Origin of the sequence: Pseudomonas sp. K5002 (assembly GCF_013386655.1) — a bacterium.
Classification (GTDB): Bacteria; Pseudomonadota; Gammaproteobacteria; order Pseudomonadales; family Pseudomonadaceae; genus Aquipseudomonas.
In genome coordinates this window covers 1-19015 of record NZ_JACARK010000196.1, presented here as the reverse complement: position 1 = coordinate 19015, position 19015 = coordinate 1, and the positions used below count along the sequence as shown (strand labels likewise).

The window sequence follows — 19015 nt, the reverse complement described above, 5'->3', positions numbered from 1 at the left end:
CTGCCTGAAACTTATCGGGATCCGTATTTTCTGTGGATTAAGCCCTGTGAATAACCGCCCCTGTGCCCAGTTGATAACCAGGCTTGAAACCTGAGTAAAAACCCCTCTGTGGATAACCACCCGTTTAATCCACAGGCTTAAAGCACTTATCCAAGGGCCTCATTGGCACCTAACCACAGACTTTTGAATCTCTGTACATAATGTAAATAAAGGCCTGTAGAGATTTATCCACAGAAACATGCCTCAGTAGAAATAAACATAAAAACAAAGATTTAATAAATTTCTCTCTTTTAATTTCTATTGTTCGTGATTCATCCACAGCTGGTTAAATTTTGTGCAAAGGGTTCTTTAGGAAGGGCGAAGTCCCTATACTTGCCGACTCGTTCGAAAACCTGATCTCGAACGCTCATTCCTAATTACCTACAGAAGCAGGCACGAGGTGCGTGGTGGATTTCCCTTCCCGTTTTGAAGTGATCGTCATCGGCGGCGGTCATGCCGGTACCGAGGCAGCACTGGCGTCAGCACGCATGGGGGCAAAAACCCTGTTGCTGACGCATAACGTGGAAACCCTCGGCGCCATGAGCTGCAACCCCGCGATTGGCGGGATTGGCAAAAGCCATCTGGTCAAGGAAATCGATGCCCTCGGCGGCGCGATGGCCATGGCTACCGACAAAGGTGGTATTCAATTTCGCGTATTGAACAGTCGCAAAGGCCCGGCCGTACGAGCCACACGTGCTCAAGCCGACCGCATCCTGTACAAGGCCGCTGTCCGCGAAACCCTGGAAAACCAGCCGAACCTGTGGATATTTCAACAGGCAGCCGATGACCTGATCGTCGAACAAGACCAGGTACGCGGTGTTGTCACGCAAATGGGCCTGCGTTTCTTCGCAGAATCCGTGGTGTTGACCACCGGTACCTTCCTCGGCGGACTTATCCACATCGGTATGCAGAACTATTCCGGTGGCCGCGCCGGTGATCCACCGTCAATCGCCTTGGCTCAGCGCCTTCGCGAACTGCCACTGCGTGTTGGTCGCCTGAAAACCGGCACGCCGCCGCGAATTGATGGCCGGTCTGTGGATTTCTCGGTGATGACCGAGCAAGCCGGCGATACACCGATCCCGGTGATGTCGTTCATGGGCTCCAAGGAACAGCATCCAAAGCAGGTCAGTTGCTGGATTACCCATACCAACGCCCGCACCCACGAAATCATTGCTGCGAACCTCGACCGTTCGCCGATGTATTCCGGGGTGATCGAAGGTATTGGCCCGCGCTACTGCCCGTCGATCGAAGACAAGATCCACCGCTTTGCCGACAAGGAAAGCCACCAGGTTTTTATCGAACCGGAAGGTCTGACTACCCACGAGCTTTACCCGAACGGGATTTCAACTTCCTTGCCGTTCGACGTGCAAATCCAGATCGTGCAGTCGATTCGCGGTATGGAAAATGCGCACATCGTGCGTCCTGGCTACGCCATCGAGTACGACTACTTCGACCCGCGTGACCTGAAATACAGCCTGGAAACCAAGGTCATCGGCGGTTTGTTCTTTGCAGGGCAAATCAACGGCACCACCGGTTACGAAGAAGCCGGCGCCCAGGGTTTGCTGGCCGGAACCAACGCGGCACTGCGTGCACAGGGCAAAGACAGCTGGTGCCCGCGTCGCGATGAGGCGTACATCGGTGTGTTGGTCGACGACCTGATCACCCTCGGAACCCAGGAACCGTACCGAATGTTTACGTCCCGGGCCGAATACCGCCTGATCCTGCGGGAAGACAACGCCGACCTGCGCTTGACCGAAAAAGGTCGCGAATTGGGCCTGGTCGACGACGTGCGTTGGGCGGCCTTCTGCAAAAAACGCGAAAGTATCGAGTTGGAAGAGCAACGCCTGAAAAGTACCTGGGTTCGCCCGGGCACCGAGCAAGGCGATGCGATTGCCGAAAAATTCGGCACGCCGCTGACTCACGAATACAACTTGCTGAACCTGCTGTCCCGGCCGGAAATCGACTACGCTGGTCTGATCTCGGTCACCGGCGCTGGCGCAGAAGATCCACAGGTTGCCGAGCAGGTCGAAATCAAGACCAAATACGCCGGTTACATTGACCGTCAGCAGGATGAGATCGCTCGTCTGCGGGCCAGCGAAGACACCAAGCTGCCTGTGGATATCGATTACACAAACATTTCCGGGCTGTCGAAAGAGATCCAAGGCAAGCTGGGGATAACTCGACCGGAGACCCTGGGCCAGGCGTCCCGTATCCCGGGCGTCACGCCGGCAGCCATCTCGCTGTTGATGATTCATTTGAAAAAACGCGGCGCGGGCCGTCAGTTGGAGCAAAGCGCTTGAGTTCGTTGGTCACCTCGCAACACGCCGAAGAGTTATCCACAGGTGCTCGCCAGCTTGGCGTCAACCTGACCGAAGCCCAGCACGAGTTGCTGCTGGGTTATCTGGCCCTGTTGATCAAATGGAACAAGGCTTACAACCTCACTGCGGTGCGTGACCCGGACGAAATGGTCTCCCGCCATCTGCTCGACAGTCTCAGTGTCATGCCGTTTATCGAAAACGGCCGCTGGCTCGACGTTGGCAGCGGCGGCGGCATGCCCGGCATCCCGCTGGCGATCCTGTTTCCGGAGTCGCAAGTGACCTGCCTGGACAGCAACGGCAAGAAAACCCGCTTCCTGACCCAGGTCAAACTCGAACTCAAGCTGGATAACCTGCAAGTTATCCACAGTCGCGTCGAAGCCTTTACGCCTGAACAGCCTTTCAACGGAATTGTTTCCCGGGCGTTCAGCAGCATGGAGAACTTCAGCAACTGGACCCGCCACCTCGGCGACCGCGATACCCGTTGGCTGGCAATGAAGGGCGTTCATCCAAGCGACGAGCTGTTAGCATTGCCGGCAGACTTCCACCTCGATAGCGAACACGCCTTGGCCGTACCCGGTTGCCAAGGCCAACGCCATCTGCTGATACTGCGCCGCACGGCATGATTGGGAACACAAGCAAGAATGGCTAAGGTATTCGCGATAGCGAACCAGAAAGGTGGCGTGGGCAAAACCACCACCTGCATCAACCTCGCAGCATCCCTGGTCGCTACCAAGCGTCGGGTGCTGTTGATCGATCTCGATCCACAGGGCAACGCCACCATGGGTAGCGGTGTGGATAAACACGGCCTGGAAAACTCGGTCTACGACTTGCTGATTGGCGAGTGCGACCTGGCCCAGGCCATGCACTTCTCCGAGCACGGCGGTTATCAACTGCTGCCGGCCAACCGCGATTTGACCGCGGCGGAAGTGGTGCTGCTGGAAATGCAGATGAAAGAAAGCCGTCTGCGCAGCGCCCTGGCGCCGATCCGAGAGAATTACGACTACATTTTGATCGACTGCCCGCCGTCGCTGTCGATGCTGACGTTGAACGCACTGGTTGCGGCCGACGGGGTGATTATCCCCATGCAGTGCGAGTATTTCGCGCTCGAAGGCTTGAGCGACCTTGTGGATAACATCAAGCGTATCGCCGAGTTGCTCAACCCGAACCTGCAAATCGAAGGCCTGCTGCGGACCATGTATGACCCGCGCCTGAGCCTGATGAACGATGTGTCGGCACAGCTCAAGGAACACTTCGGCGATCAGCTCTACGACACCGTGATTCCACGCAACATCCGCCTGGCCGAAGCGCCAAGCTATGGCATGCCCGCGCTGGCGTACGACAAGTCTTCCCGCGGCGCCATTGCCTATCTGGCGCTGGCCGGCGAGATGGTTCGCCGTCAACGCCGCAATTCACGCACCGCTGCAGCCCAGCCAACTTAAGGAATCCCCATGGCCGTCAAGAAACGAGGTCTCGGACGTGGACTGGATGCACTGCTGAGTGGTCCGACTGTCACGACCCTTGAAGAACAGGCAGTGCAGGCCGACGAGCGCGAGCTGCAGCACCTGCCGCTGGACCTGATCCAGCGCGGCAAATACCAGCCGCGCCGGGACATGGACCCGCAGGCGCTGGAGGAATTGGCGAATTCGATCAAGGCCCAGGGCGTGATGCAGCCGATCGTGGTGCGCCCGATTGGTGCAGGCCGCTTTGAAATCATAGCCGGCGAGCGCCGCTGGCGCGCCAGCCAGCAGGCCGGCAAGGAAACCATTCCGGCAATGGTGCGCGATGTGCCGGATGAAACCGCCATCGCCATGGCGTTGATCGAGAACATCCAGCGTGAAGACCTCAATCCGATCGAGGAAGCGATCGCCCTGCAGCGTTTGCAGCAGGAATTCAAACTGACTCAGCAGGAAGTCGCGGATGCGGTGGGCAAGTCCCGGGTTACCGTGTCCAACCTGTTGCGCCTGATCGCGCTGCCAGAAGTCATCAAAACCATGCTTTCCCATGGCGACCTGGAAATGGGTCATGCCCGTGCTTTGCTCGGTTTGCCGGAAAATCAACAGGTTGAGGGGGCGCGACACGTTGTCGCACGAGGCCTCACCGTTCGTCAGACCGAGGCCCTGGTTCGCCAGTGGCTCAGTGGCAAACCTGCACCGGTCGAAACCGCCAAACCTGATCCGGATATTGCACGCCTGGAGCAGCGCCTGGCCGAACGCCTAGGCTCTGCGGTGCAAATTCGTCATGGCAAGAAAGGCAAAGGGCAATTGGTCATCGGATATAACTCATTGGAAGAGCTTCAGGGCGTCCTTGCCCACATCCGCTGAAACAATTGCTTCTGTAGCGCGCAGTCGGAAATCACTACCCGGCAGTTGAATAGGGGCAGAACCGCCCCTATACTCTGCGCGCATTTTGTCGGCACAAATTATGCCAAGTTATTGATTTCCGGCAGCCGACCATTGAGGAGCAAGAGTGATGGAAACCCGCACGCCAAACACGTTGCCGTTCCATCGCTTGGCCGTTTTCCCGGTTTTAGTGGCTCAATTTGTCATTTTACTGATCGCCTCTTTGGCGCTCTGGTATTGGTATGGAGTCGTAGCCGGATACTCGGGACTCTGCGGAGGCCTGATAGCCTTGCTGCCCAATATGTATTTTGCTCACAGGGCCTTTCGGTTTTCCGGCGCCCGAGCAGCCCAGGCTATCGTCCGGTCTTTTTATGCCGGCGAGGCGGGGAAATTGATTTTGACGGCAGTGCTGTTTGCACTGACCTTTGCAGGTGTGAAGCCATTGGCGCCGCTGGCTGTATTCGGCGTCTTCGTGTTGACCCAACTGGTCAGCTGGTTCGCTCCCCTGCTAATGAAAACAAGACTTTCGAAACCTTAGGGCGTTTGAGGCAACCATGGCAGAAACAACCGCTTCGGGCTATATCCAGCACCACTTGCAGAACCTGACCTTCGGTCAGCTTCCCAACGGCGGCTGGGGCTTTGCCCACTCCGCAGCAGAAGCCAAAGAAATGGGCTTCTGGGCATTCCACCTGGATACTCTGGGCTGGTCTGTCGCATTGGGTCTGATCTTCGTCCTGATTTTCCGCATGGCGGCAAAGAAGGCGACTTCCGGTCAGCCAGGTGCTTTGCAGAACTTCGTTGAAGTATTGGTCGAATTCGTCGATGGCAGCGTGCGGGACAGCTTCCATGGTCGTAGCGCGGTGATTGCACCGTTGGCACTGACCATCTTCGTCTGGGTGTTCCTGATGAACGCCGTCGACCTGATCCCGGTCGACTGGATTCCTCAGCTGGCCATCCTGATCTCCGGCGATCACCACATTCCATTCCGTGCGGTTTCGACCACGGACCCTAACGCCACCCTGGGCATGGCCCTGTCGGTGTTCGCGTTGATCATTTTCTACAGCATCAAGATCAAGGGCATCGGCGGCTTCATCGGCGAACTGACCCTGCACCCGTTCGGCAGCAAGAACATCTTCGTTCAAGCGCTGCTGATCCCGGTGAACTTCCTGCTGGAGTTCGTGACCCTGGTCGCCAAGCCGATTTCCCTGGCCCTGCGACTGTTCGGCAACATGTATGCCGGCGAGCTGGTGTTCATTCTGATCGCTGTGATGTTCGGCAGTGGTCTGCTCTGGCTTAGCGGCCTGGGCATTGTTCTGCAGTGGGCGTGGGCTGTGTTCCACATCCTGATCATCACCCTGCAGGCGTTTATCTTCATGATGCTGACCATCGTCTACCTGTCGATGGCGCACGAAGAGAACCATTAAGACCAGTCTCGACTAGTCTGATGTCCCTCCCGGTCAAACGGGAGGGTAGCCCTGAAGGGCTATGAAACGATTTGTTTTACCGCTTTAAAATCTAAAAAACCTAAACCATACGACGTAAAAGTCGGGAGGAAAGATGGAAACTGTAGTTGGTCTAACCGCTATCGCTGTTGCACTGTTGATCGGCCTGGGCGCCCTGGGTACTGCCATTGGTTTCGGCCTGCTGGGCGGCAAGTTCCTGGAAGGCGCAGCGCGTCAGCCAGAAATGGTTCCAATGCTGCAAGTTAAAATGTTCATCGTCGCCGGCCTGCTCGACGCCGTGACCATGATCGGTGTTGGTATCGCTCTGTTCTTCACCTTCGCGAACCCCTTCGTTGGTCAACTCGCCGGTTAATCACTCGTTTTTTCGAGTGATTGGTGTGTTGTGCAACGAACGAGCGAGGTATTGGCGTGAACATTAATGCAACCATTATTGGTCAGTCCTTAGCGTTCTTGATTTTTGTAGTTTTCTGCATGAAGTTCGTATGGCCTCCGGTCATCGCGGCTTTGCACGAACGTCAGAAGAAGATCGCAGACGGACTGGACGCTGCCGCACGAGCAGCTCGCGACCTGGAGTTGGCCCAAGATAAAGCGGGTCAACAACTGCGCGAAGCGAAAGCTCAGGCAGCTGAAATCATTGAGCAAGCCAAGAAACGCGGTAACCAGATCGTTGAAGAGGCTGTTGAAAAAGCCCGTATCGACGCTGACCGTGTGAAGGTTCAGGCTCAAGCCGAGATCGAGCAGGAACTGAACGGTGTCAAAGATGCGCTGCGTGCCCAACTGGGTGCTCTGGCCGTCGGCGGTGCTGAGAAGATCCTGGGTGCCACAATCGATCAAAACGCGCACGCGGAGCTGGTAAACAAACTGGCTGCTGAAATTTAAGCGAGGGCGATCATGGCAGAATTGACCACGTTGGCCCGACCTTACGCTAAGGCAGCCTTCGAGCACGCCCAGGCCCACCAGCAGCTGGCCTCTTGGTCAGCCATGCTCGGCCTGGCTGCAGCAGTGTCGCAAGACGACACCATGCAGCGCGTGCTCAAGGCCCCGCGACTGACGAGCGCAGACAAGGCCGCCACGTTTATTGACGTGTGCGGCGACAAGTTTGATGTGAAAGTGCAGAACTTCATCCACGTCGTTGCCGAAAACGACCGTCTCCCGCTTCTGCCGGAGATCGCCGCTCTGTTTGACCTGTACAAGGCCGAACAAGAGAAATCGGTAGATGTTGAAGTGACCAGTGCTTTTGCATTGAACCAAGAACAGCAAGACAAACTCGCCAAGGTTCTCAGTGCACGACTCGACCGGGAAGTGCGCCTGCAAGTTGCGGAGGATGCCACCCTGATTGGTGGTGTCATCATTCGCGCCGGCGACCTGGTTATCGATGGCTCGATTCGCGGCAAACTCGCGAATCTTGCCGAAGCATTGAAATCTTGAGTTTGAAGGGGCAGCAGAGCAATGCAGCAACTCAATCCTTCCGAAATAAGTGAAATTATCAAGGGCCGCATCGACAAGCTCGATGTGACCTCCCAAGCCCGTAACGAAGGCACTGTCGTCAGCGTATCTGACGGCATCGTGCGGATTCACGGTCTGGCCGACGTAATGTACGGCGAGATGATCGAGTTTCCGGGCGGCGTCTACGGTATGGCCCTCAACCTGGAGCAAGACTCTGTAGGTGCCGTTGTATTGGGCTCCTACCAGACTCTGGCCGAAGGCATGAGCGCCAAGTGCACAGGCCGCATCCTGGAAGTTCCGGTTGGTAAGGAACTGCTGGGTCGCGTTGTCGACGCACTGGGTAACCCAGTTGACGGCAAAGGTCCGCTGAACAACACCGAGACCGATGCGGTCGAGAAAGTTGCTCCAGGCGTGATCTGGCGTAAGTCGGTAGACCAGCCTGTACAGACTGGCTACAAGGCTGTCGATGCCATGATTCCTGTCGGCCGTGGCCAGCGTGAGCTGATCATCGGTGACCGTCAGATCGGTAAAACCGCTCTGGCGATCGACGCGATCATCAACCAGAAAGACAGCGGGATTTTCTGCGTCTACGTAGCCATCGGTCAGAAACAATCGACCATCGCCAACGTGGTTCGCAAGCTGGAAGAAAACGGCGCCCTGGCTAACACCATCGTCGTGGCCGCCAGTGCTTCCGAATCCGCTGCACTTCAGTTCCTGGCACCGTACTCCGGTTGCACCATGGGCGAATACTTCCGCGACCGCGGTGAAGACGCGCTGATCGTTTATGACGATCTGTCCAAGCAAGCAGTGGCTTACCGCCAGATTTCCCTGCTGCTGCGCCGTCCACCAGGCCGTGAAGCTTACCCAGGCGACGTGTTCTATCTCCACTCCCGTCTGCTGGAGCGCGCATCCCGCGTTTCGGAAGAATACGTAGAGAAGTTCACCAACGGCGCAGTGACCGGCAAAACCGGTTCCCTGACCGCACTGCCGATCATCGAAACCCAGGCTGGCGACGTTTCCGCGTTCGTTCCGACCAACGTGATTTCCATCACCGACGGTCAGATCTTCCTGGAATCGGCCATGTTCAACTCCGGGATCCGTCCTGCAGTGAACGCCGGTGTTTCGGTATCCCGTGTGGGTGGTGCCGCTCAGACCAAGATCATCAAGAAGCTCTCCGGTGGTATCCGTACCGCTCTGGCTCAGTACCGTGAACTGGCGGCATTCGCCCAGTTCGCTTCTGACCTGGACGAAGCGACCCGTAAGCAACTTGAGCATGGTCAGCGCGTTACCGAGCTGATGAAGCAGAAGCAATACGCACCAATGTCGATCGCTGACATGGCGCTGTCGCTGTATGCCGCTGAGCGTGGGTTCCTGACCGACGTTGAAATCACCAAGGTCGGCAGCTTCGAACAAGCGCTGATTGCTTACTTCAACCGCGATCACGCCGAATTGATGGCGAAGATCAACGTGAAGGGTGACTTCAATGACGACATCGACGCTGGCATCAAAGCCGGTATCGAGAAGTTCAAGGCCACCCAAACCTGGTAAGCCGCAGCGGGGGCCGCGAGGCTCCCGCTTGCTAACCTGATAGGTGTTACATGGCAGGCGCAAAAGAGATTCGCAGTAAGATTGCGAGCATCAAAAGCACGCAAAAGATCACCAGCGCCATGGAAAAAGTGGCGGTCAGCAAAATGCGCAAGGCACAAATGCGCATGGCTGCTAGCCGTCCCTACGCGGAGCGTATCCGCCAGGTTATTGGTCATCTGGCCAACGCCAACCCGGAATATCGCCACCCGTTCATGATCGATCGCGAAGTAAAGCGCGTCGGTTATGTCGTGGTGAGCAGTGACCGTGGTTTGTGCGGTGGTTTGAATACCAACCTGTTCAAGGCCCTGGTCAAGGACATGGCGGTAAACCGCGAAAAAGGCGTCGAGATCGATCTGTGTGTGGTCGGTAGCAAGGGTGCGGCCTTTTTCCGCAACTTCGGCGGTAACGTCGTTGCAGCTATCAGCCACCTGGGTGAAGAACCGTCGATCAATGATTTGATCGGCAGCGTCAAGGTGATGCTGGATGCATACCTGGAAGGCCGGATTGACCGCCTCTCCGTGGTATCCAACAAGTTCATCAACACCATGACGCAACAGCCTACCGTGGAGCAGTTGATTCCATTGGTGGCCGCCCCGGAACAAGAACTCAAGCACCACTGGGACTACCTCTACGAACCAGACGCCAAAGAGCTGCTTGACGGCTTGATGGTGCGCTACGTGGAGTCGCAGGTGTACCAGGCGGTGGTCGAGAACAACGCGGCTGAACAAGCTGCGCGGATGATCGCGATGAAGAACGCTACCGACAACGCCGGTGATTTGATCAGCGATTTGCAGCTGATCTACAACAAGGCGCGTCAGGCTGCGATCACCCAAGAGATCTCGGAAATCGTCGGCGGCGCTGCCGCGGTTTAACGGTTCAAATATTCAGAGGATCCAGCTATGAGTAGCGGACGTATCGTTCAAATCATCGGCGCCGTTATCGACGTGGAATTCCCACGCGACAGCGTACCGAGCATCTACAACGCTTTGAAAGTCAAAAGCGATGCAGGCACCACCCTGGAAGTTCAGCAGCAGCTGGGCGACGGCGTGGTTCGTACCATTGCAATGGGTTCCACCGAAGGCTTGAAGCGCGGTCTGGAAGTCACTGACTCTGGCGCAGCCATCTCCGTACCGGTCGGTAAAGCGACCCTGGGCCGGATCATGGACGTCCTCGGTAACCCGATCGACGAAGCCGGTCCAATCGACACCGAAGAGCGCTGGGGCATTCACCGTCCTGCGCCTTCCTTCGCGGAACAAGCGGGCGGCAACGACCTGCTGGAAACCGGCATCAAGGTTATCGACCTGGTTTGCCCGTTCGCCAAGGGCGGTAAAGTCGGTCTGTTCGGTGGTGCCGGTGTAGGCAAAACCGTAAACATGATGGAACTGATCCGTAACATCGCCATCGAGCACAGCGGTTATTCCGTGTTCGCCGGTGTGGGTGAGCGTACTCGTGAGGGTAACGACTTCTACCACGAGATGAAGGATTCCAACGTTCTGGACAAAGTGGCACTGGTTTACGGTCAGATGAACGAGCCGCCGGGTAACCGTCTGCGCGTAGCACTGACCGGCCTGACCATGGCCGAGAAGTTCCGTGACGAAGGTAACGACGTTCTGCTGTTCGTCGACAACATCTATCGTTACACCCTGGCCGGTACTGAAGTATCCGCACTGCTGGGCCGTATGCCTTCCGCAGTAGGTTACCAGCCGACCCTGGCCGAAGAGATGGGTACTCTGCAAGAGCGTATCACTTCGACCAAAAACGGTTCGATCACCTCGATCCAAGCGGTATACGTACCTGCGGATGACTTGACTGACCCGTCGCCAGCGACCACGTTCGCCCACTTGGACGCCACCGTCGTACTGTCCCGTGACATCGCCTCCCTGGGTATCTACCCAGCGGTCGATCCACTGGACTCGACTTCGCGCCAGCTGGACCCGAACGTCATCGGCCAGGAACACTACGACACCGCTCGCGGCGTCCAGTACGTTCTGCAGCGTTACAAAGAACTGAAGGACATCATTGCGATCCTGGGTATGGACGAGCTGTCGGAAACCGACAAGCAGTTGGTATCCCGCGCTCGTAAGATCCAGCGCTTCTTGTCGCAGCCGTTCTTCGTGGCTGAAGTCTTCACCGGTGCCTCGGGTAAATACGTTTCCCTGAAAGACACCATTGCTGGCTTCAAAGGCATCCTCAACGGTGACTACGACCACCTGCCAGAACAAGCGTTCTACATGGTCGGCGGCATCGAAGAAGCGATCGAGAAAGCCAAGAAACTGTAATTCCGGCGCCCGGTAACGGGCGCTAATCAGGTTGAGGCAAGCAGATGGCTATGACATTCCATTGCGATATCGTCAGCGCGGAAGGGGAAATCTTCTCCGGTCAGATCGAGAGTGTGATTGCACACGGCGAACTGGGCGACCTGGGTATTAACTTTGGCCACGCGCCATTGATTACATCCTTGAAGCCTGGTCCGATCACTCTGACCAAGCTGGGCGGGGAACGGGAGGTGTTTTACATCTCCGGTGGTTTCCTCGAGGTTCAGCCGAACATGGTCAAGGTACTTGCCGACACCGTGCAACGTGCTGCCGACCTGGATGAAGCCTCCGCTCAGGAAGCCGTCAAGGCTGCCGAGAAGGCCCTGAACGAAAAAGGCGCAGATTTCGACTACGGTTCTGCTGCTGCACGTCTGGCCGAGGCCGCAGCTCAGCTGCGCACCGTCCAGCAGATCCGCAAGAAGTTTGGCGGCTAAGCCGTCAAACCTCATGCGTGATTGATTAAAAAGGGTAGCCTCGGCTACCCTTTTTCTTTTTTTGCAAAACACTTCTTTGGTCTGAAGTCTGACCGCCCAGGATTGGTAGCCATTCATGTCTCTCGAAATCGTAATTCTTGCCGCAGGCCAGGGCACCCGCATGCGTTCGGCCCTGCCCAAGGTGCTGCACCCGGTTGCCGGCAACTCCATGCTTGGCCATGTTATCCACAGCGCCCGGCAGCTGGATCCACAGCGCATTCATGTGGTGATCGGCCACGGTGCCGATGTGGTGCGTGAGCGGCTGGCGGCGGATGACCTGAATTTCGTATTGCAGGACAAGCAATTGGGTACCGGGCATGCCACCGCGCAGGCCGTGCCGTTCATCAAGGCCGACACCGTGCTGATCCTCTACGGTGACGTGCCGCTGATCGAAGTGGAAACCTTGCAGCGCCTGCTCAAGCACGTGGTACCAGGCCAGATGGGCCTGCTCACTGTCGAGCTGGACGACCCGACCGGCTACGGTCGCATCGTGCGCAACGCTGACGGCAAGGTCGCCGCCATCGTCGAGCATAAAGACGCCAGCGAAGCCCAGCGCGCCATCACTGAAGGCAACACCGGCATCCTCGCTGTGCCGGCTGACCGCCTGGCTGACTGGATGAGCCGCTTGTCCAACAACAACGCCCAGGGCGAGTACTACCTGACCGACGTCATCGAGATGGCCGTCAGCGATGGCCTGGTGGTCGCCACCGAACAGCCCCACGACCCGATGGAAGTGCAGGGCGCCAACGACCGCAAGCAACTGGCGGAGCTGGAGCGTCACTACCAACTGCGTGAAGGCCGCCGCCTGATGGCGCTGGGCGTGACGCTGCGTGATCCGGCACGTTTCGATGTGCGGGGTGACGTCACCGTTGGCCGCGACGTGCTGATCGATATCAATGTGATCCTCGAAGGCCGCGTGGTCATCGAAGACGACGTGGTGATCGGGCCGAACTGCGTGATCAAGGACAGCACCCTGCGCAAGGGTGTGGTGATCAAGGCCAACAGCCATATCGACGGTGCGGTGATGGGCGAGGGCAGTGATGCGGGTCCGTTCGCGCGTTTGCGTCCGGGCAGCGTGCTGGGCGCCCGCGCCCACGTGGGTAACTTTGTCGAACTGAAAAACGCCCGGATGGGTGACGACGCCAAGGCCGGCCATCTGGCTTACCTCGGCGATGCAGTGATCGGTGCCCGCAGCAATATCGGCGCAGGCGCCATCACCTGCAATTACGACGGCGCCAACAAGTACCAGACGACCATTGGCGATGACGTGTTTATCGGCTCCAACAACTCGCTGATCGCCCCCGTCACTATCGGTGATGGTTCAAACACCGCCGCAGGTTCCACCATCAACCAGGATGTGGATAAGTCCCAGTTGGCCGTGGCCCGCGCCCGCCAGCGCAACATCGACGGCTGGAAGCGCCCGGTCAAAATCAAAAAGACCTGAGTTATCCACAACCCTGAAACACTGCGGTACTCATGTGGGAGCGGGCTTGCTCGCGAAGGCGGTCTTTCGGTTGATACATGCGCCGACTGACACACCGCCTTCGCGAGCAAGCCCGCTCCCACATTTTTATCTGTGTTGATTCAAAAAACTCAGTCGCATGCTTGACCATTTTGAATGAATAGGTTTTGATTTCCTTCGTTATCTTTCGAAACGAAACTTATCATCACCATGTCGAAACGAAATACACCCCAACGTCGCCACAACATCCTTGCCATGCTCACCGAGCAAGGTGAAGTCAGCGTGGACGAATTGGCCAAGCGTTTCGAAACCTCGGAAGTCACCATCCGCAAGGACCTGGCGGCCCTCGAAAGTAACGGTCTGTTGCTGCGTCGCTACGGTGGCGCCATCACCATGCCTCAGGAACTGGTCGGTGATCCGGCACAGCCCATTTCGGCCTACAAGCGCGCCATCGCCCGTGCGGCCGTCCGGCGTTTGCGGGAACACGCGCGCATCATCATCGACAGCGGCAGCACCACCGCCGCCATGATCCCCGAATTGGGCCACCAGCCCGGCCTGGTGGTGATGACCAACTCCCTGCACGTTGCCAGCGCCTTGAGCGACCTGGAACACGAGCCGGTATTGTTGATGACCGGCGGCACCTGGGACCCGCATTCGGACTCGTTCCAGGGTCAGGTCGCCGAACAGGTACTGCGTTCCTACGATTTCGACCAGCTCTTTATTGGTGCCGATGGCATCGACCTGGAGCGCGGCACCACCACCTTCAACGAATTACTGGGGCTGAGCCGCGTCATGGCCGAAGTCGCCCGCGAAGTGGTGGTGATGGTCGAGTCCGACAAGATTGGCCGCAAGATCCCCAACCTGGAACTGCCCTGGAGCAGCGTCCATACCCTTATTACCGATGATCGCCTGCCACTTGAGGCCCGCGACCAGATTCAAGCCCGCGGCATCACGCTGATTTGCGCGGCAGTCATCTAGGAGAGAAACCATGTGTGGAATTGTTGGCGCAGTCGCTGAACGAAACGTCACTGCCATTTTGCTCGAAGGCCTCAAACGCCTGGAATACCGTGGCTACGACAGCGCCGGTGTGGCGCTCTTTACCAACGCCGGCAAGCTTGAGCGCATGCGTCGCCCGGGCAAGGTCAGCGAACTCGAACAAGCGTTGGCCGGTGAGCCGCTGGTAGGCCGCCTGGGTATCGCCCACACCCGTTGGGCCACCCACGGCGCGCCGTGCGAACGCAATGCTCACCCGCACTTCTCCGGTGACCTGGCGGTTGTGCACAACGGCATCATCGAAAATCACGAAGTGCTGCGTGAACAACTCAAAGGCCAGGGTTATGTCTTCACCTCGGACACCGACACCGAAGTCATCGCCCACCTGCTGAACCACAAGCTCAAGGACATCGGCGACCTGACCAACGCTCTCAAGGCCACCGTCAAGGAACTGCACGGCGCCTATGGCCTGGCCGTGATCAGCGCCAGCCAGCCCGACCGCCTGGTCGCCGCCCGCAGTGGCAGCCCGTTGGTGATCGGACTGGGCCTGGGCGAGAACTTCCTCGCCTCCGACCAACTGGCCCTGCGCCAGGTGACCGACCGCTTCATGTACCTGGAAGAAGGCGACATCGCCGAGATCCGCCGTGAAAGCGTGTCCATCTGGGACGTCAACGGCCAGTCCGTGGAACGTGAGGCCGTGCAGTACCGCGACGGCGCCGAAGCCGCCGACAAGGGCGAGTTCCGCCACTTCATGCTCAAGGAAATCCACGAGCAACCGGCCGTGGTGCAACGCACCCTGGAAGGTCGCCTGAGCCAGAACCAGGTATTGGTGCAAGCCTTCGGCCCGCAAGCTGCCGAGCTGTTCGCCAAAGTGCGCAACGTGCAAATCGTCGCCTGCGGCACCAGCTACCACGCCGGTATGGTCGCCCGTTACTGGCTGGAAGAACTGGCCGGCATCCCGTGCCAGGTCGAAGTCGCCAGCGAATTCCGCTACCGCAAGGTGGTGGTGCAGCCCGACACTCTGTTCGTGACCATCTCCCAGTCCGGCGAAACCGCCGACACCCTGGCCGCCCTGCGCAACGCCAAGGAACTGGGCTTCCTCGGCAGCCTGGCGATCTGCAACGTCGGCATCAGCTCGCTGGTGCGCGAGTCCGACCTGACCCTGCTGACCCAGGCCGGTCGTGAAATCGGCGTGGCATCCACCAAGGCCTTCACCACCCAGTTGGTCGGCCTGTTGTTGCTGACCCTGTCCCTGGGCCAGGTTCGCGGCACGCTGGGCGAAGGCGTTGAGGCACACCTGGTCGAAGAACTGCGCCGCCTGCCGGCCCGCCTGGGTGAAGCCCTGGCCATGGACAGCACTGTGGAGAAAGTCGCTGAGCTGTTCGCCGACAAACACCACACCCTGTTCCTCGGCCGTGGTGCGCAATACCCGGTGGCAATGGAAGGTTCGCTCAAACTCAAGGAAATCTCCTATATCCACGCCGAAGCCTACCCGGCCGGTGAGCTCAAGCACGGTCCGCTGGCCCTGGTGGATGACGACATGCCAGTCGTTACCGTCGCGCCGAACAACGAACTGCTGGAGAAGCTCAAGTCCAACCTGCAGGAAGTGCGCGCCCGTGGCGGGCAACTGATCGTGTTCGCCGACGAGAAGGCCGGCATGACCAATGGCGAAGGCACCCACGTCATCAACATGCCGCACATCCACGACACCCTGTCGCCGATCCTCTACACCATCCCGCTGCAGCTGCTGTCGTATTACGTGGCTGTGCTGAAGGGCACCGACGTTGACCAGCCGCGTAACCTGGCGAAGTCGGTGACGGTGGAATAAGCCGCACCCGAACCACCAAAACCCCCGTTCTTCGGGGGTTTTGCTTTTTCAGGCTACCGAGCATCGGGTCTTGCCGTTTCTGTGGACTAATTCCGGGAGTATTCCCCTGCTTTACCCCTAGAATGCGCCCTGTGGATAACTAGCCAGGGAATGCCGCCGCCATGAACATCGAACTGCTGATCGCCGGTATCGTCGTGCTGATCATTGTCGTCGGCCTGGTCGGCTGGCTGGTGGGGGTCTACAACGGCCTGGTGATGCGCCGCAACGATGTGGATAAAGCCTTCGCCAACATCGACGTGCTGCTCAAGCAGCGGGCAGACCAGATTCCCGACCTGATGCGCGTGGTGCAAACCGCCATGAACCATGAGAACGCGCTGTTCACCCGCCTCAGCGACGCCCGCACCGCGTACCTCAACGCCAGCAGCCTCACCGATAAAGTCGATGCCTCCAACCAGCTCAATACGGCGCTCAAGTCGGTGATTGCAGTGGCCGAGAATTATCCGACGCTGATCTCCGGCCCCAACATGGTCGAGTTGCAGCAGGCGATCTCGGCAGTGGAGGAACGCATCGCCGACCGTCGCGAGTTCTTCAATGAGTCGGTCAACCTCTACAACATCGCCATCGCGATTTTTCCTGATCTGTTCTTCGCCAAGATGCTCGGCTATCAGCGCATTCCGCTGCTGGCCATCAGCGCCGAAGAAACCCGCTACGACGGCGTGAAGCTTGAGGTGCCGGGGGCATGAAAACCACCCAGGCAGGGGTTGTCACAAAAAAACCAGCGTGGAAAACCCTGGTGGCACTGGTCTTTCTCGCCGGCTTTATTGGCCTGATGGTCTACGCCCCGACGATCCTGGTGGCGCTGTTTTTTCCTGTGTGCATCCTGATCGGACTGCTGGCCAGCTTCGGCCCCAATTTCTATCGCACCGAACAGCGCCTGGCCACCAGCCAGATACGCTCATTGGCCATGGGGCTGGTGGAGGTGAACGGCAAGGTGATCGTCGACACGCCCCTGATCTCCCCGGTCCACGGCAAGCCTTGCGCCGGTTACGTGTGGGTCATCGAAGAAGGCACCAAAGACAAGGATGGCGATTGGAGCTGGAGCCAGGTCTCGGCCGAGGCTCGCTGCAATGACTTCCGCCTGCAGGACGCCACCGGTGAAGTGACAGTGATTGCCGAGGGTATCGACCTGTTCGGCAAGAAGCGCCCTGACGACCATGAATGGATCAGCAGCTCCCGCCGCCAGGGCGAACTGCTCCTCACCCAGGATATGCAGGTGATGCTGATTGGCGACGCCTGCGAGCGTGCGGGCAAGACGGTGATTGCCCAGGGCCGGCAACCTGACGCGGTGTTCGGCCTGGCCGAGACCAAGGAGGTGGAAAACCGCCGTGTGCTGGCGCCGCTGTGGCGCGCCGGTGGTTTCTACGCGGTGGTGGTGGGTTTGATCGGCGTCGGCATCATGGCCATGACGCCGGAACATTTTGCCCAACTGCATTTGCCGGGCCCCGCCACCTACCAGCAAATGGCAGAGCTGAATCCCGCCTATCGGTTTCTGGCCTGGTTGTACCGTGACAATGGCTTCGTGATTCCTTTCATGGCCGCGTTTGGCTTCTTGCTGACGATGTTTGTGGTGTTGCTCGCGCTGCGGCTCTTGCTGCCCACGGGCATGCGCCTGGCGGTAGGCCGCGTGCTGGGCGCCTGGATGGGCCTGGGCATGGTGATTGGCGGCGTAGTGACCTTGCTGCTGGTGGTGGCCCAGGTGGACACCATGAAGGTGTTCCTGGTGTGGATGATGATTCTGCTGGGCACCCTGGTGTTTTCGATCTTTGAGCAACGCAAGCTAGGGGTGGCGTACAAGCATTTCGCAAAAGATGCCGGCACTGCCGGTTTAGGCGACGAAGACGCCTGATCAGGGTACAAACTCAACCTTCAAGCCTCGGCTGGCGCTGCGGCCCTGATCATCGGTGACCCGCAACCGGTACTCCCCCGACTTACCCGGCCGCCAGTTCAGCGTGGTTTGCGGCGGGCCCTGGCCGATCAGGGTCTGGTCGGCGAACCAATACAGCGTCAGTGCATCACTGGCCGCGTTGGCGTTCAGCGGGATGCTTTCCTGGGGCTGGGACAGGCGCAGGTGGTAGCTGACCTGGGTCAGCGGCGAGCGAATCTGTGGCGCTTCGCTTTGATCGCCGACACGGTTGGGTTGGCAGCTTTTCTGCACATTGGGCGGCGTACGCCGGGGCAGCCCGGCGGCGCGGAACAGCCGCTGCACATCACTGGGCCAGAATTCGAAGACTTCTTCACGGGTGTACTGCGGGTCGAACGGCGGGCACGCGGCCTTGCCGGTGCGGGTGTCGATCAGCACCGGGCGGTGCAGGTTGGACACCCGAATCGGTGACACGCCTGGGATGTACCAGGTCTTGCGGGTACGTGGGCACCAACGGTTGGGCAAGTCACCAGAGGCCGCGCAGACGTCGATGCGGATCAGCCCGGCAGGCGGCTTGTCGGGTTTGATCACCACATTGGGCAAGGCCAGCGGCAGGGCGTCGGCGATACGGAAGAACAACGGTGCCGCAGTTTTCGCACCGATAAACTCAGGATTCGGACGGCCATCGAAGTTGCCCACCCACACCACCAGCACGTACGGGCCTACGAGGCCGGCGCTCCATGCATCATGAAAACCCCAGGACGTGCCGGTCTTCCAGGCCGTACGCCAGTGGCGCCCCGGCAGCCCGTCCGGGCGCGGGTTGCGCCGCAG

General features: G+C 58.6%; 18 protein-coding genes and 1 pseudogene. 18 read left to right on the top strand and 1 reads right to left on the bottom strand.

Annotation, left to right across the window (positions count from 1 at the left end; translation table 11 throughout):
- Positions 1-446 precede the first annotated feature (446 nt).
- The 18 genes from mnmG to HX846_RS10975 all read left to right on the top strand — a co-directional run bounded on the left by mnmG (position 447) and on the right by HX846_RS10975 (position 18169).
- A complete protein-coding gene (gene mnmG / locus HX846_RS11060) occupies positions 447-2339 on the top strand; it encodes a tRNA uridine-5-carboxymethylaminomethyl(34) synthesis enzyme MnmG (RefSeq protein WP_087694608.1) in 1893 nt (630 codons plus the stop codon).
- The gene (gene rsmG / locus HX846_RS11055) at positions 2336-2980 is read left to right on the top strand and encodes a 16S rRNA (guanine(527)-N(7))-methyltransferase RsmG (RefSeq protein WP_003213561.1); all 645 of its coding nucleotides are present in this window, start codon (positions 2336-2338) and stop codon (positions 2978-2980) included. The genes mnmG and rsmG overlap by 4 nt, the downstream gene beginning before the upstream one ends.
- An 18-nt stretch (positions 2981-2998) precedes the next feature.
- Positions 2999-3796 carry a ParA family protein gene (locus tag HX846_RS11050; protein ID WP_003213559.1) on the top strand — a complete coding sequence of 266 codons (798 nt, stop codon included), beginning with the start codon at positions 2999-3001 and terminating at the stop codon, positions 3794-3796.
- Between the two features lie 9 nt (positions 3797-3805).
- Positions 3806-4678: a ParB/RepB/Spo0J family partition protein gene (locus tag HX846_RS11045; protein ID WP_178965387.1), complete on the top strand. Its 873-nt coding sequence runs from the start codon at positions 3806-3808 to the stop codon at positions 4676-4678.
- A 148-nt stretch (positions 4679-4826) separates the two neighbouring features.
- Complete coding sequence (locus HX846_RS11040) at positions 4827-5234, top strand: F0F1 ATP synthase subunit I (RefSeq protein WP_003213556.1); 408 nt, start codon at positions 4827-4829, stop codon at positions 5232-5234.
- A 16-nt stretch (positions 5235-5250) separates the two neighbouring features.
- Positions 5251-6120 carry a F0F1 ATP synthase subunit A gene (gene atpB / locus HX846_RS11035; RefSeq protein ID WP_003213554.1) on the top strand — a complete coding sequence of 290 codons (870 nt, stop codon included), beginning with the start codon at positions 5251-5253 and terminating at the stop codon, positions 6118-6120.
- 133 nt (positions 6121-6253) lie between these two features.
- Positions 6254-6511, top strand: coding sequence for a F0F1 ATP synthase subunit C (atpE, locus tag HX846_RS11030; RefSeq protein ID WP_002555987.1), 258 nt, complete (start codon positions 6254-6256; stop codon positions 6509-6511).
- Between the two features lie 56 nt (positions 6512-6567).
- Entirely contained in the window at positions 6568-7038 is a 471-nt protein-coding gene (locus HX846_RS11025) for a F0F1 ATP synthase subunit B (protein ID WP_008439543.1), read from the top strand.
- 12 nt (positions 7039-7050) lie between these two features.
- Positions 7051-7587, top strand: a complete 537-nt coding sequence (locus tag HX846_RS11020) for a F0F1 ATP synthase subunit delta (protein WP_003213551.1) — start codon at positions 7051-7053, stop codon at positions 7585-7587.
- Positions 7588-7608: 21 nt separating this feature from the next.
- Entirely contained in the window at positions 7609-9153 is a 1545-nt protein-coding gene (atpA, locus tag HX846_RS11015; protein ID WP_003213549.1) for a F0F1 ATP synthase subunit alpha, read from the top strand.
- Positions 9154-9203: 50 nt separating this feature from the next.
- Entirely contained in the window at positions 9204-10064 is an 861-nt protein-coding gene (gene atpG / locus HX846_RS11010) for a F0F1 ATP synthase subunit gamma (RefSeq protein ID WP_003213547.1), read from the top strand.
- A gap of 27 nt (positions 10065-10091) precedes the next feature.
- A complete protein-coding gene (atpD, locus tag HX846_RS11005) occupies positions 10092-11471 on the top strand; it encodes a F0F1 ATP synthase subunit beta (RefSeq protein ID WP_003213545.1) in 1380 nt (459 codons plus the stop codon).
- A 44-nt stretch (positions 11472-11515) separates the two neighbouring features.
- A complete protein-coding gene (locus HX846_RS11000; protein WP_008439541.1) occupies positions 11516-11941 on the top strand; it encodes a F0F1 ATP synthase subunit epsilon in 426 nt (141 codons plus the stop codon).
- 115 nt (positions 11942-12056) lie between these two features.
- A complete protein-coding gene (gene glmU / locus HX846_RS10995) occupies positions 12057-13424 on the top strand; it encodes a bifunctional UDP-N-acetylglucosamine diphosphorylase/glucosamine-1-phosphate N-acetyltransferase GlmU (protein WP_178965386.1) in 1368 nt (455 codons plus the stop codon).
- 228 nt (positions 13425-13652) lie between these two features.
- On the top strand, positions 13653-14420 hold the full coding sequence (locus HX846_RS10990; protein WP_003213539.1) for a DeoR/GlpR family DNA-binding transcription regulator: 768 nt from the start codon (positions 13653-13655) through the stop codon (positions 14418-14420).
- Between the two features lie 10 nt (positions 14421-14430).
- Positions 14431-16263 carry a glutamine--fructose-6-phosphate transaminase (isomerizing) gene (gene glmS, locus HX846_RS10985; RefSeq protein ID WP_008439539.1) on the top strand — a complete coding sequence of 611 codons (1833 nt, stop codon included), beginning with the start codon at positions 14431-14433 and terminating at the stop codon, positions 16261-16263.
- A gap of 161 nt (positions 16264-16424) precedes the next feature.
- Positions 16425-17006: a LemA family protein gene (locus HX846_RS10980; RefSeq protein WP_003213535.1), complete on the top strand. Its 582-nt coding sequence runs from the start codon at positions 16425-16427 to the stop codon at positions 17004-17006.
- On the top strand, positions 17003-18169 hold the full coding sequence (locus HX846_RS10975) for a hypothetical protein (protein WP_177040971.1): 1167 nt from the start codon (positions 17003-17005) through the stop codon (positions 18167-18169). The genes HX846_RS10980 and HX846_RS10975 overlap by 4 nt, the downstream gene beginning before the upstream one ends.
- On the opposite strand, the pseudogene HX846_RS10970 reads toward HX846_RS10975, so the two are convergent.
- Positions 18170-19015, bottom strand: a pseudogene (locus HX846_RS10970) (penicillin-binding protein 1C); the annotation flags it as partial.

Bases quoted from the DNA above. Each gene is read 5' to 3' on its own strand.
- HX846_RS11050 (WP_003213559.1), top strand. From the start codon at position 2,999: ATGGCTAAGGTATTCGCGATAGCGAACCAGAAAGGTGGCGTGGGCAAA.
- HX846_RS11045 (WP_178965387.1), top strand. From the start codon at position 3,806: ATGGCCGTCAAGAAACGAGGTCTCGGACGTGGACTGGATGCACTGCTG.
- HX846_RS11040 (WP_003213556.1), top strand. From the start codon at position 4,827: ATGGAAACCCGCACGCCAAACACGTTGCCGTTCCATCGCTTGGCCGTT.
- atpB (WP_003213554.1), top strand. From the start codon at position 5,251: ATGGCAGAAACAACCGCTTCGGGCTATATCCAGCACCACTTGCAGAAC.
- atpE (WP_002555987.1), top strand. From the start codon at position 6,254: ATGGAAACTGTAGTTGGTCTAACCGCTATCGCTGTTGCACTGTTGATC.
- HX846_RS11020 (WP_003213551.1), top strand. From the start codon at position 7,051: ATGGCAGAATTGACCACGTTGGCCCGACCTTACGCTAAGGCAGCCTTC.
- atpA (WP_003213549.1), top strand. From the start codon at position 7,609: ATGCAGCAACTCAATCCTTCCGAAATAAGTGAAATTATCAAGGGCCGC.
- atpG (WP_003213547.1), top strand. From the start codon at position 9,204: ATGGCAGGCGCAAAAGAGATTCGCAGTAAGATTGCGAGCATCAAAAGC.
- atpD (WP_003213545.1), top strand. From the start codon at position 10,092: ATGAGTAGCGGACGTATCGTTCAAATCATCGGCGCCGTTATCGACGTG.
- HX846_RS11000 (WP_008439541.1), top strand. From the start codon at position 11,516: ATGGCTATGACATTCCATTGCGATATCGTCAGCGCGGAAGGGGAAATC.
- glmU (WP_178965386.1), top strand. From the start codon at position 12,057: ATGTCTCTCGAAATCGTAATTCTTGCCGCAGGCCAGGGCACCCGCATG.
- HX846_RS10990 (WP_003213539.1), top strand. From the start codon at position 13,653: ATGTCGAAACGAAATACACCCCAACGTCGCCACAACATCCTTGCCATG.
- glmS (WP_008439539.1), top strand. From the start codon at position 14,431: ATGTGTGGAATTGTTGGCGCAGTCGCTGAACGAAACGTCACTGCCATT.
- HX846_RS10980 (WP_003213535.1), top strand. From the start codon at position 16,425: ATGAACATCGAACTGCTGATCGCCGGTATCGTCGTGCTGATCATTGTC.
- HX846_RS10975 (WP_177040971.1), top strand. From the start codon at position 17,003: ATGAAAACCACCCAGGCAGGGGTTGTCACAAAAAAACCAGCGTGGAAA.